Annotated in this window: 11 protein-coding genes; 3 read left to right on the top strand and 8 right to left on the bottom strand. The window is 70.9% G+C overall.

Features of this window, described 5'->3' with window-relative positions; all coding sequences use genetic code 11:
- The first annotated feature begins 76 nt into the window (after window positions 1-76).
- From ABZY33_RS04975 to ABZY33_RS04965, 3 genes are all read left to right on the top strand, one after another.
- The gene (locus ABZY33_RS04975; protein ID WP_356490053.1) at window positions 77-1,873 is read left to right on the top strand and encodes a thiamine pyrophosphate-requiring protein; all 1,797 of its coding nucleotides are present in this window, start codon (window positions 77-79) and stop codon (window positions 1,871-1,873) included.
- A 232-nt stretch (window positions 1,874-2,105) separates the two neighbouring features.
- A complete protein-coding gene (locus tag ABZY33_RS04970) occupies window positions 2,106-3,404 on the top strand; it encodes an ATP-grasp domain-containing protein (RefSeq protein ID WP_356490052.1) in 1,299 nt (432 codons plus the stop codon).
- Between the two features lie 7 nt (window positions 3,405-3,411).
- The gene (locus ABZY33_RS04965) at window positions 3,412-5,442 is read left to right on the top strand and encodes a CocE/NonD family hydrolase (RefSeq protein ID WP_356490051.1); all 2,031 of its coding nucleotides are present in this window, start codon (window positions 3,412-3,414) and stop codon (window positions 5,440-5,442) included.
- A gap of 1 nt (window position 5,443) precedes the next feature.
- Here ABZY33_RS04965 and ABZY33_RS04960 read toward each other — a convergent pair whose 3' ends face one another.
- The 8 genes from ABZY33_RS04960 to ABZY33_RS04925 all read right to left on the bottom strand — a co-directional run bounded on the left by ABZY33_RS04960 (window position 5,444) and on the right by ABZY33_RS04925 (window position 15,271).
- The gene (locus ABZY33_RS04960; RefSeq protein ID WP_356490050.1) at window positions 5,444-6,937 is read right to left on the bottom strand and encodes an ornithine decarboxylase; all 1,494 of its coding nucleotides are present in this window, start codon (window positions 6,935-6,937) and stop codon (window positions 5,444-5,446) included.
- A gap of 100 nt (window positions 6,938-7,037) precedes the next feature.
- Complete coding sequence (locus ABZY33_RS04955; RefSeq protein WP_356490049.1) at window positions 7,038-8,555, bottom strand: catalase; 1,518 nt, start codon at window positions 8,553-8,555, stop codon at window positions 7,038-7,040.
- A 102-nt stretch (window positions 8,556-8,657) separates the two neighbouring features.
- Window positions 8,658-10,244 (bottom strand): FMN-binding glutamate synthase family protein, encoded by a 1,587-nt coding sequence (locus tag ABZY33_RS04950; RefSeq protein ID WP_356490048.1) that lies wholly within the window; start codon window positions 10,242-10,244, stop codon window positions 8,658-8,660.
- Between the two features lie 100 nt (window positions 10,245-10,344).
- Window positions 10,345-10,755 (bottom strand): PRC-barrel domain-containing protein, encoded by a 411-nt coding sequence (locus tag ABZY33_RS04945; RefSeq protein WP_356490047.1) that lies wholly within the window; start codon window positions 10,753-10,755, stop codon window positions 10,345-10,347.
- Between the two features lie 160 nt (window positions 10,756-10,915).
- Window positions 10,916-12,151 (bottom strand): Gfo/Idh/MocA family oxidoreductase, encoded by a 1,236-nt coding sequence (locus ABZY33_RS04940; RefSeq protein ID WP_356490046.1) that lies wholly within the window; start codon window positions 12,149-12,151, stop codon window positions 10,916-10,918.
- Between the two features lie 6 nt (window positions 12,152-12,157).
- The gene (locus ABZY33_RS04935) at window positions 12,158-12,994 is read right to left on the bottom strand and encodes a carbohydrate ABC transporter permease (protein WP_356490045.1); all 837 of its coding nucleotides are present in this window, start codon (window positions 12,992-12,994) and stop codon (window positions 12,158-12,160) included.
- Complete coding sequence (locus tag ABZY33_RS04930; protein ID WP_356490044.1) at window positions 12,987-13,979, bottom strand: sugar ABC transporter permease; 993 nt, start codon at window positions 13,977-13,979, stop codon at window positions 12,987-12,989. Before ABZY33_RS04930 ends, ABZY33_RS04935 begins: the two co-directional genes overlap by 8 nt.
- Window positions 13,979-15,271: a sugar ABC transporter substrate-binding protein gene (locus tag ABZY33_RS04925; RefSeq protein ID WP_356490043.1), complete on the bottom strand. Its 1,293-nt coding sequence runs from the start codon at window positions 15,269-15,271 to the stop codon at window positions 13,979-13,981. Before ABZY33_RS04925 ends, ABZY33_RS04930 begins: the two co-directional genes overlap by 1 nt.
- Window positions 15,272-15,315: the final 44 nt, after the last annotated feature.

Here is a 15,315-nt window from a genome sequence, read left to right as displayed (position 1 = left end):
GCATGGGCACCCCGATGGCGGACACCCGGACACCGATATCCCCTGTATCCCCGCACTGACCGGAAAGGACGTACCCGTGACGCAGAAGGTCTCCGACCACATCCTCGAGCGCCTGCGCGAATGGGAGGTCGAGCACGTCTTCGCCTACGCGGGCGACGGCATCAACGGCCTTCTCGCCGCCTGGGGCCGCGCCGACGACAAGCCCCAGTTCGTCCAGGCGCGGCACGAGGAGATGGCCGCGTTCGAAGCGGTCGGCTATGCGAAGTTCTCCGGCAAGGTCGGCGTCTGCGCGGCCACCTCCGGGCCCGGCGCGATCCACCTCCTCAACGGCCTGTACGACGCCAAGCTCGACCACGTCCCGGTCGTCGCGATCGTCGGGCAGACCAACCGCAGCGCCATGGGCGGCTCGTACCAGCAGGAGGTCGACCTGCTGAGCCTCTTCAAGGACGTGGCCTCAGACTTCTGCGAGATGGTCACCGTCCCCGAACAGCTCCCCGCCGTCATCGACCGGGCGTTTCGCACCGCCTACGCGCGGCGCACCGTCACGGCGATCATCGTCCCCGCCGACGTGCAGGAACTCGACTACACCCCGCCCACGCACGCCTTCAAGATGGTCCCCTCCAGCCTCGGGATGGCGTCCTACGCGCCCGTTCCCGCGGACGAGGACCTGCTGAAGGCGGCGGAGATCCTGAATGCGGGCGAGAAGGTCGCCGTCCTGATCGGGCAGGGCGCGCGCGGCGCCCGCGCGGAGGTCGAACAGCTCGCCGAGAAGCTGGGCGCGGGCGTCGCCAAGGCGCTGCTCGGCAAGGACGCGCTCCCCGACGACCTGCCCTACGTGACCGGGTCCATCGGGCTGCTCGGCACCCGGCCCTCGTACGAGCTGATGCAGGAGTGCGACACCCTGCTGGTGATCGGCTCCAGCTTCCCGTACAGCCAGTTCCTGCCCGAGTTCGGCCAGGCGCGCGCGGTCCAGATCGACATCGACCCGCACATGATCGGGCTGCGCTACCCCTTCGAGCTGAACCTCGTCGGGGACGCGCGCACCACGCTGTCCCGGCTGCTGCCGCACCTGGAGAAGAAGAAGCACGGCAAGTGGCGCAAGAAGATCGAGAAGGACACCGCCCGCTGGTGGGAGGTGATGGAACGGCGTGCCGCCGTCGAGGCCGACCCGGTCAACCCCGAGTACGTCGTCCATACGCTCGACGCCCTCCTGCCCGACGACGTCATCCTCGCCGCGGACTCCGGCTCCGCCGCCAACTGGTACGCCCGCCATCTGCGGATGCGCGGAACCATGCGCGGCTCCCTGTCCGGCACGCTCGCCACGATGGGCCCCGGCGTGCCCTACGTGATCGGCGCGAAGTTCGCCCACCCCGGGCGCCCCGCGATCGCGCTCGTCGGGGACGGCGCGATGCAGATGAACGGTCTCGCCGAGCTGATCACCGCCGCCAAGTACTGGCCGGAATGGGAGAATCCGCAGCTCGTCGTGGCCGTCCTCAACAACCAGGACCTCAACCAGGTCACCTGGGAGATGCGGGCCATGTCCGGCGCGCCGCAGTTCCTGCCCTCCCAGGCCCTCCCCGACGTCCCCTACGCCGACTTCGCCCGCTCCATCGGTCTCGGCGGCGTCCGGGTGGAGAAGCCCGACCAGGTGGAAGCAGCCTGGCGGCAGGCGCTCGCGGCCGACCGGCCCTTCGTCATCGACTTCCGCACCGACCCGGCCGTCCCGCCCATCCCGCCGCACGCCACGCTGGACCAGATCGAGGCGGCCGCCACCGCGATCCTCAAGGGTGACAGCGACGCGGCGGACGTGGTGAAGCAGGGCTTCAAGGCCAAGGTGCAGGAGATGCTGCCCGGCGGACGCCGCGACGCGTGACACGGACGCCCGGGCCGGCCGGAGACCCGGCCCGGGCGGGTGCGCGTGGACGCGGCTCATGGGTCAGGGGCGCGCCTGCCCGGCCCGGTACGCGGTGGAACTGTGACTCATCCGACACCGCGCTCTCGGGCGGCCCCGGACGCCTTCCCGCAGGTGGCGACCGGTGGCCGGGACGTGTGCGGGTGGCGACGGCGGGTACCCAGGCCCGCATCGCCGATCTAAGGAGCACCGCATGACCCACCCGCGCCGCAATGTCTTCGTCCTCGGACTCGACGACGCCAACCTCCCTGCTCTGCAAGCCGCGCCGGGCGCCCAGGACCTGAACTTCCACGGGCTGCTCACCATCGAGGAGCTACAGGAGGGCGAGGTCAGCGTCCCCGATCTGATCGACCGCGCCTGCCAGGTGCTCGACGCGTTCGACGGCTCGATCGACGCGATCGCCGGGTACTGGGACTTTCCCGTCAGCACGCTGGTGGCCATGCTCGGTGAGCGTTACGGCACCCGGGCCACGAGCCTGGAGTCGGTCGTCAAGTGCGAGCACAAGTACTGGAGCCGCCTCGTCCAGGCGGAGGTCGTCTCGGACCATCCGAACTTCGGGCGGGTTGATCTCGGCGCGGACGATCCGCGCCCGCCGCAGGGCGTCTCCTTCCCGATGTGGCTCAAGCCCGCGCTGTCGTACTCCTCCGAACTCGCCTACGGCGTCAAGGACATGACGGAGTTCAAGGAGGCCGTCGGGCACATCCGTGACGGCATCGCGCGGGTCGGCCGGCCCTTCGAGTACATCCTGGACCAGCTCGAACTCCCGCCGGAGATGGACGGGGTGGGCGCCCAGGTGTGCCTGGCCGAGGAGGCGCTCGAAGGGCTCCAGGTGGCGGTCGAGGGGTACGTCCACGACGGCAAGGTCACCGTCTACGGCGTGCTCGACTCCATCAACTACCCCGACTCCACCAGCTTCCTGCGCCACCAGTACCCCTCGGCGCTGCCGGCTCCGGTGCAGCAGCGGCTGCGGGACACCTCCATGCGGGTGATGGAGCACATCGGCATGGACGGGGCGACGTTCAGCATCGAGTTCTTCTACGACCCGCACACCGAGTCGATCGCGATCCTGGAGATCAATCCCCGCCACTCCCAGTCGCACGCCGAGCTGTTCCAGTACGTCGACGGGGTGCCCAACCACCACTGCATGCTGGCGCTCGCGCTGGGCGAGGACCCCGCGCTGCCGAACCGGCAGGGCCCCTACGAGCTGGCGGCCAAGTGGTACTACCGCTGGTTCACCGACGGTGTGGTCCGCCGCATCCCGTCGCCCGACGAGGTCGCGAAGATCGCCGACTCGATCCCCGGCGTCCGTATCGACGTCGTGCCCGAGGAGGCCCAGCGCCTCTCCGAGATCGGCCAGCAGGACAGCTACAGCTACGAGGTGGCACACATCTTCACCGGCGGTGACAGTGAGGAGGAACTGCGCGAGAAGTACGACCGCTGCGTGGCGGCCCTCCGCCTGAGCTTCGACAGCCCGACCGCCCACTCCTCCTGAGAGAGCCATGCGATACGTCGACAATCTCCCGCACGCCACCAAGGAAGAGGACAACGTCAGGATCCCGATGTCGGACGGCATCCGCCTGTCGGCCAGGATCTGGCGTCCCCTCTCCTCCGACGGCACCCCGGTCCCCGCCGTCCTGGAGTACATCCCCTACCGCAAGCGGGACCTGAGCTCCGTCCGCGACTCGATCCACCACCCCTACATCGCCGGGCACGGCTACGCCTGCGTCCGCGTCGACCTGCGGGGCACCGGCGACTCGGAGGGCGTGCTCACCGACGAGTACCTGGAGCGCGAGCAGGCCGACGCCGAGGAGGTGCTCGCATGGCTGGCTGAGCAGCCCTGGTGCGACGGCAGCACCGGGATGATGGGCATCTCCTGGGGCGCGTTCGCCGCGCTGCAAGTGGCCGCGCGCCGGCCGCCGAGCCTGCGGGCCGTCGTCCTCTCCTCCTTCACGGACGACCGGTACTCCGACGACATGCACTACATGGGCGGAGCGCTGCTCTCGGACAACCTCGGGGAGGCGGGCACGATGTTCGCCTACTCCACCTGTCCGCCCGATCCCGCGACGGTCGGCGACGCGTGGCGCTCGATGTGGCACGAACGTCTCGAAGCGGTCGAGCCGTGGGTGCTGAACTGGCTGCGCCACCAGCGCCGCGACGCCTACTGGCGGCACGCCTCGGTCTGCGAGGACTACGCGGCGGTCCGCACGCCCGTCCTCGCCTCCAGCGGCTGGGCCGACGGGTACTCGAACGCGGTGACCCGGCTCCTGTCCCACCTCGACGTACCCCGCAAGGGGTTGATCGGGCCGTGGTCGCACAAGTACCCGCACCTGGGCGAGCCGGGACCCGCGATCGGCTACCTCCAGGAGGTCGTGCGCTGGTGGGACCACTGGCTCAAGGGCGCGGACAACGGCGTGATGGACGGCCCGATGCTGCGCGCGTGGATGCAGGAGAGCGTGCCGCCGTCCACGGCGTACGAGGAGCGCCCGGGGCGGTGGGTGGGTGAGCACCTGCCGTCGGGCCACGTGGAGGAGACGGCCTACCAGCTGGGCTGGGGCCGGCTGTCGTCCCCGGCGCAGAAGGCGGCCCCGCCGGTCTCGGCGACCATCCAGTCCCCGCTCTCCGTCGGGCAGTTCGCCGGCAAATGGGCCTCGTACAACGCCCCGCCGGACCTCCCCTACGACCAGCGCGAGGAGGACGGCGGCTCCCTCGTCTACGAGACGGAGCCGCTCACCGAGCGGCTGGAGATCCTCGGTGTGCCGCGCGTCGAGGTGGAGGTCGCGGCGGACCAGCCGGTCGCGATGGTCGCGGCCCGCATCTCCGACGTGGCGCCCGACGGCCGGGCCACCCGGGTCACGTACGGCATCCTCAATCTGACGCGCCGCGACGGGACCGACGAGCCCGTGCCGGTGGAGCCGGGCGAGCGGTACCGGGCCGTCGTCAGCCTCAACGGCGTGGCCCAGGCCTTCCCGCCCGGCCACCGCGTCCGGCTCTCCCTGTCGACGTCGTACTGGCCGCTCGCCTGGCCGCCGCCGTGCCCGACGCAGCTGACGCTGCACGAGGACGCGTGCCGCCTGGTGCTACCGGTGCGGCCCACCGAGAGCGACGACGACCCGGCGACGGCGGTGGCGCCGTTCGAGGCGCCGGAGGGCACCCGGCCCCTGACCACGCGGGCCGTCACACCTCCGGAGGAGCGCTGGGACGTCACCCGTGACCTGATCGGCTACGGCTCCCGGCTGGAGATCGTCAAGGACCGCGGCACCCAGCACTTCGACGCCATCGACCTCGACGTGGGGTGCCGGGCCGTGGAGCGGTACACCTCCACGGCCGACGACTTCACCTCGCCCGCGGGCGAGACCGAGTGGACCATGCGCTTCACGCGGCAGGACTGGGACGTACGGATCCGCACCAGTACGACGCTGCGCTGCGACGCCGACTCGTTCCACGTGAACGCCGAGCTGGACGCCTACGAGGGTGACCGCCGGGTCTTCTCGCGCACCTGGAACGAGACGCTGCCGCGCGACGCGCTGTAGGTCAGGAAGGCTGCCCGGACCCGTCGCGGCCGGCCGTCACGCGCACCGTGCGCAGGGCCGGGTCCGCGGCGTCCGGCAGGTTCATGCCGGCCGCGACCCCCGAGGACAGATAGGCCAGGACCGGTTCGGTGAGCCGCTCGCCGGGCAGGACGGCGGGGATGCCGGGCGGGTAGGGGGTCACCATCTCGGCGGCCACCCGGCCCGCGGCCTTCTCCACCGGCACGTCCTCGGTCCGGGCGAAGAACGCGTCCCGCGGCAGGCACGCCTGTTCCATCCGCAGCTCCTCGGGGTCCGGGACCTCGACGCGCGGCGCCGCGTCCCAGTCGCGCGCCGCGTCGGCGAGGTCCCGCAGGGCCTCCAGGAGCGGATCCGTCGTCTCGCGGCTGTCCGCGTAGGTGATCTGGACGTTGATGCGGCGGTGGTCGGCGAGGTGGACGTTGAGGGCGCGGTGTTTCCGCAGCCAGTCCGCGGCGCGGTAGCCGGAGAGCCCGGGGTCCGCGAGGTCGACGACGACGGGCAGCGGGTCGAGATCCGCGCCGCGGCCCGGACCGCAGAAGTCGTCGTGGTCGTTCACGTGCATGCCGTCGATCTTCTCGATGCCGGTGCGCACCTCCGCCGCGAGGTCCAGTGCGTGGGTCAGCAGCTCCCGGCCGTGCAGCGCCATCTGGCGGCGCCAGCCGTCCAGGCCCGCGTAGATGAGGACCGAGGGGCTGGTCGTGCCCCACAGGTCCGCGCGGTTCTTCAGCACGGACGGGGAGACGAGGTCGCCCTGCAGGTGGAAGACGGAGCCCTGTTCGAGGCCGCTGCCCATCTTGTGGATGCTGGTCACGCAGACGTCCGCGCCCGCGTCCATGGCCCACGCCGGCAGGTCGGGGTGGAAGGGCAGGTGCGCGCCCCACGCCTCGTCCACGATGAGCGGCCGGCCGCGCCGGTGGCAGGCCTCGGCGATGCCGCGCAGATCGGCGCAGGCGCCGTACGGGGTGGGGCTGGTGACCAGGGCGCCCATGGCGTCGGGGTGGGCCTGGAGCGCGGCTTCGTAGTCGGCGGCGGAGGGGGCGTGGGCCAGGTGGCGCTCGGCGTCCCACTGGGGCTCCACCCACACGGGCACGATGCCGGAGAGGATCAGCGCGGAGACCACGGACTTGTGCGCGTCCCGGCCGATCAGCAGCTTCTCGTGGGGGCCCGCCACCGACAGCATCGCGGCCTTGACCGACAGCGAGCTGCCGCAGGTGGTGAAGAAGGTGTGCTCGGCGTGGACCGCGTCCGCCATGAGCTTCTCGGCGTGCTCCAGGTACCCGCCGCGCTGGCGGCGGTCGTCCAGGCCGCCGGAGGCGAGCAGGTCGCCGTGGAAGACGGCGTCCCCCAGGATCCTGCGGGTCTCGGGGTCGGCGCCGCGGGCCTGCTTGTGGCCGGGCGGGGAGAACGCCAGCATGCCGGTCGTGCGGTAGGCGTCGAGGGCTTCCAGGACAGGGGCCTGTGTGTGATCCATGGGCATGGACGCACGGGTTCCCCGAACCGGCGCCCTTCGCACCTGGGACAGACGTCTGCCGCCGCCCCGGGGATTGGGGCGGCGGCAGACGGGTGGCGGGCCCGGGTCAGGCCTTGTGCTGCATGCTGCTGCGGGCCGGGTTGGCCTGCTCGGCGGCCTTGGGGTCCTTCTCGTCCGCCTTGGCACGCACACCCTGCTGGATGCGCTCGCCGATGGATTTGTCGATGTTGGACCAGTAGGTGAACGCCCGCTGGAGCACCGGCTCGGTCACCCCGTTGAGGAGGTGGCCGACGACGTTGTCCACGAGCCGGTCGCGGGCGGCGTCGTCGAGGACCTCGCGCACCATGGTGCCCGCCTGGCCCCAGTCGTCGTCCTCGGCGTGGTCGACGTAGGCGGCGCGGGTGATGTCGCCGTCCGCGTACCAGCTCGGCGAGGTGTTGTTGACGTCCGCGGCCGGGCCGCCCTTGGAGTTCGGCGCGTAGACCGGGTCCTGGCGCTTGTGGTACGCCATGGCCCCGTCCTTGGAGTACGTGTGCACGGGCACGACGGGGGCGTTGACCGGGAGCTGCTGGTAGTTGGCGCCGATGCGGTACCGGTGCGCGTCGGCGTAGGAGAACAGCCGGGCGAGCAGCATCCGGTCCGGGCTCGGGCCGATGCCGGGCACGAGGTTGTTCGGCTGGAACGCCGCCTGCTCGATCTCGGCGTGGTTGTCCGTGGGGTTGCGGTCCAGCGTCATCCGGCCGACCTCGGTCAGCGGGTAGTCGCCGTGCGGCCACACCTTCGTCAGGTCGAACGGGTTGAAGCGGTAGTCGGCCGCGTCCTCGTACGGCATGACCTGCACGTACAGCGTCCAGCTCGGGTGGTCGCCGTCACGGATGTGCTCGAAGAGGTCACGGGTGTGGTAGTCCGTGTCCGCCGCGGCCATCTGGTCGGCCTCGTGCTGGGTGAAGCACTCGATGCCCTGGTCGGTCTTGAAGTGGTACTTCACCCAGAACCGCTCGCCCTGCGCGTTGATCCACATATACGTGTGCGAGGTGTAGCCGTTCATGTGGCGCCAGGTGCGCGGGATGCCGCGGTCCCCCATGAGCCAGGTCACCTGGTGGGCGGACTCGGGCGAGAGGGTCCAGAAGTCCCACTGCATGTCGTGGTCGCGGAGGTTGTTGTCCGCACGGCGCTTCTGGGACCGGATGAAGTGCTGGAACTTCATCGGGTCCTTGACGAAGAAGACCGGGGTGTTGTTCCCGACCATGTCGTAGTTGCCTTCGCTGGTGTAGAACTTCACCGCGAATCCGCGCGGGTCGCGCCAGGTGTCCGGGCTCCCGCGCTCACCGGCGACGGTGGAGAAACGGGTCACCAGTTCGGTCCTGGTCCCCGGCTGGAAGACGGCCGCCTTGGTGTACCGGCTGACGTCCGCGGTCACCTCGAAGTGGCCGAAGGCGCCGCTGCCCTTGGCGTGCGGCTGGCGCTCGGGGATCCGCTCCCGGTTGAACTGCGCCATCTGCTCGATCAGGTAGGAGTCCTGCAGCAGGATCGGCCCGCCGGCCCCCACCGTGAGCGAATGCTCGTCGCTCTCGACCGGAGCACCGGAATCCGAGGTGGTCGCTTTCGGTGTGACGTCACTCATGGGTTACGCGTGCCTTTCGGTGTTGTCGTTACCTCATGCCGCCGATGGGAGCACTGTCCATCCTGCGGCTTCTGTGCCCGTACGGCCATTTGTCGCCACGGGTCACCCCACGGCGAACGTGTCCGGGTCGGCCGCTTTCCAGTCGGCGGCCCAGCTCTCGGGCGGGGCGGCGAGCAGCTCTCCCGGGGCGAGCCACTCGTACAGGTCGGCATAGGAGCGGAACCTGCCGTCGGTCTCCCGGCGGCGCAGCAGCCGGGGGTGGAGGTCCACGGTGGAGCGGACGCCCATGGCCGCCATGATCTGCAGCGCGCTGTCCACGGTGGCCTGCTGGAAGCGGGCCACGCGGGCGGCCTTGTCCCCCACGTCGAGGGCGCGGGCCCGGCGCGGGTCCTGGGTGGTCACGCCGGTCGGGCAGTGGTTGGTGTGACAGCGCTGGGCCTGGATGCAGCCCACGGCGAACATCATCGCGCGGGCCGCGTTCGTGTAGTCGGCGCCCGTCGCGAGGCGTTTGACGATGTCGGAGCCGGTCGCCACCTTGCCGCTCGCGCCGATCTTGACGTGGTCCCGCAGCCCGGCGCCGGTGAGGGCGCTGTGCACGGTGAACAGGCCCTCGGTGAGCGGCATGCCGAGGTGGTCGGCGAACTCCAGCGGGGCCGCGCCCGTGCCGCCCTCCGCGCCGTCGACGACGATGAAGTCCGGGGTGATCCCCTCGGCCGTCATGGCCTTGCACACGGCGAGGAACTGGGTCCGCGAGCCCGGGCACAGCTTGAAGCCGACCGGTTTGCCGTGCGCGAGTTCGCGCAACCGGGCGAGGAAGCGGACCAGTTCGCGCGGGGTGGAGAAGACGCGGTGGTAGGGCGGCGAGATGACGGTCCTGCCCGCGGGCACCCCGCGTACCGAGGCGATCTCGGCGTTGACCTTGGCGCCCGGCAGGACTCCCCCGATGCCGGGCTTGGCCCCCTGGGACAGTTTGAGCGAGACGCAGCGCACGGACGGGTGCGCGGCCTTCTCGGCGAACTGCCGTGCGTCGAAGTCGCCGTCCGGGGTGCGGCAGCCGAAGTAGCCGGTGCCGATCTCCCAGACGAGGTCGCCGCCGGGCTCCAGGTGGTAGCCGGAGAGCCCGCCCTCGCCGGTGTCGTGGGCGAAGCCGCCGCGGGCCGCGCCCGTGTTCAGGGCGAGGACCGCGTTGGCGGAGAGCGAGCCGAAGCTCATCGCGGAGACGTTCAGGAGGGCCATGTCGTACGGCTCGGCGCAGTCGGGGCCGCCGATCCGCACGCGGGGCGGCTCCTCGGCCACGTCCACCGGCGCCATGGACGGCACCAGGAACTCGTAGCCGCGCTCCTGCATGTCGCGCTCGCTGCCGAAGGGTTCCTCGGCGTCGACGCCCTTGGCCCGCTCGTAGACGATGCTGCGGGTGTCGCGGTCGAAGGGCCGGCCGTCGTAGTTGCGTTCCACGAAGTACTGCTGGAGCTCCGGGCGCACCTTCTCCATGAGGAAGCGCAGCCGGCCGAGGACCGGATAGTTGCGCAGCACGGAGTGGCGCCGCTGCCCGAGGTCGTACACCGCCGTCAGCGCCACGGCCGCCAGCGGCCCGGCGCACAGCCACCACCACGGGGTGGCCAGCAGGGCGAGCAGCACGCCGCCCACCGCGCCGGCGATCAGCAGTCCTACGGTTGCCAAACGCGTCATGGTCCTCGTCTCAGCTGCGTCCGGCAGGACGTACGAGCCCGCGGGCCGGGCCGCGCGTGGCGGCCCGGCCCGCTGTCCTGCCCCTCACACCGGCCTGCCGTCAGATCGTCGGACGACCGGACGCCTGCGTTCCCGCACCGGGCGTGCCCGGGGTGCCCGGCGGCGTGCCGGGGGTGCCGTAGTACGTGCCGAGCTGCTCGTGGTAGCCGGTGTCGCCCAGGTGCTTGTCCTTGTCGAACTCCGGCGCGTCCTTGATCTGGTCCTTGGTGCGCGCGACCTGGATCGTCTTCGCCTCGGCGTCGATGCCCGTGATGGTGCCGGCGGGCAGCAGGACCTCCTTGCCGAAGATCCACACTCCGGTGTCGACCACGATGTACTGCGAGCCGACGTCGTTGGAGTGCTTGTCCACCTTGCCGATGTGTCCGTCACTCGCTTCGACCTTGTACCCGGTCAGGTCGGCGTTCGGAGTGTGACCAGCACTGGCCGGGTAGTTCCAGATGTTCTCGGTCATAGTGCTACCTCCGTACATCAATCGCTTCGGACAGGCGGTACAGGGCTGCACCGTGCGTCCTGTCCGGCGACTCCACCCGACTATCCGAGCCGCCCGCCTTCAAACGGGCCGAGTCCCACATGGCCGGAAGGGACGGGGACGCCCGGGGTAACCGGTGATCTCAGCGCTGGCCGTTCGCGAACCACCGGGCCAGGTCGGGGGCGACCCGCTCCACGGTGACGGGGCGCCCGTCGCTCCGCAGCGACTCGGTCGCCGCGACACCGGCCGCGACGGCCTCGCGGGCCGCGACCGGGCTGGTGTCCGTCGCGCCGCCGGAGCGCACGAAGCGCAGGAACTCGGCCACCAGCATCGGGTCGGAGCCGCCGTGGCCGCCCTCGCCGGGGTCCGGCATCGGCACGACGATGTCGGCGTCGCTCCGGTAGCCGCTGCGGCGCTTCCAGACCCGCACCTCGGCGCTCTCGCCGTGGTCCCCGAAGTTCTCCAGGCGGCCCTCGGTACCGATGACGGTGTAGTTGCGCCAGTAGTCGGGCGTGTAGTGGCACTGCTGGTAGCTGGCGTGCGCGCCGCCTTCGAGCCGCATGACCATCATCGACAGGTCCTCGACGTCGACGACCGGGTTGAGCCCGGTGAGCGAGAGCGGCGGCCAGTTGCGCTCCGGGTCGTACCAGTCCGGCATGACCGCGCCGGGTGCCTGTCCCGAGCGGTCGGCTATGTCCCCGTAGACGGTGAGGCCGCCCAGGGCGCTGACGCGCTCGGTGTAGGCGCCGGCCAGCCAGTGGATGACGTCGAGGTCGTGGGCGCCCTTCTGGAGGAGCAGGCCGGTGGTGTTGCGGCGGTCGGCGTGCCAGTCCTTGAAGTAGAAGTCGCCGCCGTGGCCGACGAAGTGGCGGCACCAGACGGCCTTGACCTCGCCGATCTCGCCGCGCTCGATGAGGTCGCGCATGACGCGGACGACGGGCATGTGGCGCATGTTGTGGCCCACGTACAGGCGGGCGCCGCTCTCGCGCGCGGCTGCGAGGACGCGGTCGCAGCCCTCGGTGGTGATGGCCAGCGGTTTCTCCAGGAAGACGGCGGTCCCGGCCCGCAGCAGGTCGACGGCGAGGGCCTCGTGGGTGTGGTCGGGGGTGATGACGAAGACCGCGTCCAGCTCCTCGGCGGCCAGCATCTCCCGGTGCCCGGGGTAGACGTGCACGTCCTGCCCGAACCAGGAGCGGGCCCGGTCGAACATGGCGGGCGCGGTGTCGGCGACGGCCACCACCGCGGAGCCCTCGCCGGGGTGGTGGGCCTCTTGGGCGAGCGTGGCCCGCAGGCCGAGACCGATGACGCCGAGGCGCAGGTCGCGGCTGCGCGTGCGGTCGCCGGAGGGTGCGGTGGAGACGGAGGAGGTGTCGCTCACGCGTGCTCAGCCCTTCATGCCGGAGAAAGCGATGCCCTGGATGAACTGGCGCTGCATGGCGACGAACACCACGATCACCGGAAGCGTCGCGAGGAGGGAGCCGGCCATCAGGACCGGGTACTCGGTCAGGTGCGCGCCCTGGAGGGTGGCCAGACCGGCCGACAACGGCATCTTCGCCGGGTCGGTGTTGACGATGAGCGGCCACATCAGGTCGTTCCAGGACCACAGGAACGTGAGGATGCCGAGGGCGAGGAGCCCCGGCCGGGCCAGCGGGAGGGCGATGCGCCAGAAGACGGTGAAGGGGTTGGCGCCGTCGAGCCGCGCCGCCTCCTCCAGCTCCTCGGGCAGCCCCATGAAGAACTGGCGCAGCAGGAAGGTGCCGAAGGCGGAGAACATGCCGGGGACGACCAGCGCCTGCATGGAGTCCAGCCAGCCGAGGCTCTGCATGATCTGGTACTGCGGCAGCAGGAAGAGCTGTCCGGGCACCATCAGGACGGCGAGGAAGCCGAGGAAGATCGCGCCGCGTCCGGGGAAGCGGATGCGGGCGAAGGCGTAGGCCGCCATCGAGCAGAGCAGCAGCTGCGCCGCGGTGCGCAGCAGCGCCATCACGACGGTGTTGAGGAACTGCCGGCCGAAGGGGACCCCGTCGAAGACCTTGCCGTAGTTCGAGAAGTCCCAGTGCGCGGGCAGGATCGTCGGCGGTACCCGCACGGACTCGCCGAAGCTCTTGAAGGAGGTGAGCAGCTCCCAGACGAGGGGGAAGACGGTGATGACGGCGCCCAGGGTGAGCAGGACGTGGGCCGGCCACATCCGGCCCTCGCGGCGCACAGTCGTTTCACGCATAGTGGACCCACCTCTTCTGCAACCGGAACTGGACGGCCGTCAGCGCCATGATCAGGACGAACAGCACGCAGACGATCGCCGCGCCGTAGCCGCGCTGGTTGTCGAAGAACGCCTTCTGGAAGAAGAGCATCACGACGGTCTGGCCCTCGCCGTAGGCCGGGTTCTGCAGCGAGTTGGTCGTGTTGGCGCCGATGATCAGGTACACCAGGTCGAAGACCTGGAGGGACTGGATCACCGAGAGCACGGTGGTGAAGAACAGGGTGGGGCTCAGCAGCGGCAGCGTGACCGAGAAGAACTGCCGGATCCGGCCCGCGCCGTCGAGCGCCGCCGCCTCGTAGTAGTCGCCGGGGATGGACTGGAGTCCGGCGAGCAGCAGGATCATGTTGTAGCCGACGGTCATCCACACGCCGACGATCGCGACCGCGAAGCGGATGGTGCCCGGGTCGGAGACCCAGTAGGTGCCGTCGATGCCGAGGACGGAGAGCGCGTGGTTGAGGATGCCGGCGTCGCCGTTGTAGAGCCAGCGCCAGACCACCGCGACGGCGGCGGGCATGGTGACCACGGGCAGGAAGTAGAGGGTGCGGTACACCCCGGTGCCGCGCAGTCCCTTGATGTCGAGCAGCACCGCCAGCGCCATCGACAGCGGGATGCCGAGCAGGACGAGGCCGGTGTAGACCCCGGTGTTGCCCAGGGAGGTCCAGAACTCCGGGTCGCCCACGAGCGTGCGGTAGTTGGCCAGGCCGATCCAGGTGGTCCCGCCGAAGGCGCCCCACTCGGTGAGGCTGTAGTACAGGGTCTGCACGACGGGCCAGAGGTAGAACACGGCGAGGCCGAGGCCGGCGGGGGCGATCAGGGCGTAGCCCCACCACTTGTCCCGGTGGCGGAAGCGGCGCTCGCGTCGGCGCAGCTCCCGCTGGTCGGGGAGGACGGCGTGGCCGCGCTGGGCCGGTACCGCGCCCCCCGGTGTCCGTACGTCGAGGCTCATCAGGACCGGCCCTTTCTCTCCTGCGCGAGCAGTTGGTTCATGGCGTCGGTCAGGGAGCCGGTGGCGCCCTGGAGGCTCTCGTCGCCGCTCCACGCCTTGGCGAGCCACATCTGTTCCTTGTGCTGCCAGGCCGCGCTGTTGGCGGAGCCCGGGAAGGGCACCGCGTAGTCGAGCGCGTCCAGGTGCACCTGGAGGTCGAAGCGGGGCATGCCGGCGGCCCAGGGTTTCGCGGTGCCGTTGCGGGCCGGGATGGCGGTGCCGTACTTGCCCTGGAGCAGGGAGGCGTGCTCGCCGCCGAGGAACCGGACGAACTCGCGGGCCAGTTCGGGGTGGGGTGTGCGGGCGTAGACCACGTTGGCGAGGCCGTGCAGGACGGTGGCGCGGTGGCGGCCCCGGGGCATCGGGGCGACGTCGACCTTGGCCCGCAGTTCGGGGTCGGCGTAGAACGTCGCCGCGTTGTAGGAGGCTTCGTAGGTCATGGCCAGGGTCCCGGACTGGAACATCTGGGTGGGGTCCGTGTCGGTCATCTGCTGCAGCGACGGTGCGGCGCGGTAGCGGTGGATCAGGTCGATCCACAGCCGCAGTCCCTCGCGGGTGTGCTCGTCGGAGTAGCCGGAGTGCCGCTTGTCCGGGGAGATGACGTACCCCCCGGCCTGGGGTATGGAGTTGTAGTAGTTCTCCTGGGCGCGGACGGGGGCGCCGACGCCGTAGACGCCGCGCTTGCGGTCGGTGAGCCGCTGGGCGTTCACGATCAGGTCCTGCCAGGTCCAGGTGGCGTCGGGGTAGTCGACCTTGGCGCGGTCGAAGAGCTCCTTGTTGAACCACAGGGCGACGGTGTCGAAGTCCTTGGGGGCGCCGTACTGGACGCCGTTCCAGCGGTAGAGGGAGACGAGGTCCGCGGGGAAGTCGGCGGGGCGCAGGACCGCGTCGTCCCCGGTGGTCTCCAGGGGCAGCAGCTGTCCGGCGTCCGCGTAGAGGCCGAAGTTGGGACCGTTCATCCAGAAGACGTCCGGGGCGCTGCCGCCCGTGCACGCGGTACGCAGTTTGGTCCAGTACGTCCCGTTCGGGGTGAGCTGGACGTCGACGCTCACCCCGGGCCGGGTCCGCTCGAACTCCCGCGCCGCCCGCTCCATGGCGGGCACTTGGTAGACGTCCCAGACGCCATAGGTGAGCCGGCCGCGCCGGGCGCCGCCGGAGGAGGCGGGAGCCGCCGGGGAACTGCAGCCGGACGCGAGCGGCGCCGCCGCGAGCGTCGTGGCGGCAGCCGCGGTGAGGAGAGAACGTCTGCGCACGCGGGGCCTTCCCTGGGGGACCGGAACACCCCGACGCTATTTGC

This window comes from Streptomyces sp. NPDC006552 (assembly GCF_040611655.1).
Classification (GTDB): Bacteria; Actinomycetota; Actinomycetes; order Streptomycetales; family Streptomycetaceae; genus Streptomyces.
This window is presented reverse-complemented; position numbering and strand designations above follow the sequence as displayed.

What these genes read in the sequence shown, in the direction of transcription:
- ABZY33_RS04970 (WP_356490052.1), top strand. Translation starts at nt 2,106, where the DNA reads ATGACCCACCCGCGCCGCAATGTCTTCGTCCTCGGACTCGACGACGCC.
- ABZY33_RS04965 (WP_356490051.1), top strand. Translation starts at nt 3,412, where the DNA reads ATGCGATACGTCGACAATCTCCCGCACGCCACCAAGGAAGAGGACAAC.
- ABZY33_RS04960 (WP_356490050.1), bottom strand. Translation starts at nt 6,937, where the DNA reads ATGCCCATGGATCACACACAGGCCCCTGTCCTGGAAGCCCTCGACGCC.
- ABZY33_RS04955 (WP_356490049.1), bottom strand. Translation starts at nt 8,555, where the DNA reads ATGAGTGACGTCACACCGAAAGCGACCACCTCGGATTCCGGTGCTCCG.
- ABZY33_RS04950 (WP_356490048.1), bottom strand. Translation starts at nt 10,244, where the DNA reads ATGACGCGTTTGGCAACCGTAGGACTGCTGATCGCCGGCGCGGTGGGC.
- ABZY33_RS04945 (WP_356490047.1), bottom strand. Translation starts at nt 10,755, where the DNA reads ATGACCGAGAACATCTGGAACTACCCGGCCAGTGCTGGTCACACTCCG.
- ABZY33_RS04935 (WP_356490045.1), bottom strand. Translation starts at nt 12,994, where the DNA reads ATGCGTGAAACGACTGTGCGCCGCGAGGGCCGGATGTGGCCGGCCCAC.
- ABZY33_RS04930 (WP_356490044.1), bottom strand. Translation starts at nt 13,979, where the DNA reads ATGAGCCTCGACGTACGGACACCGGGGGGCGCGGTACCGGCCCAGCGC.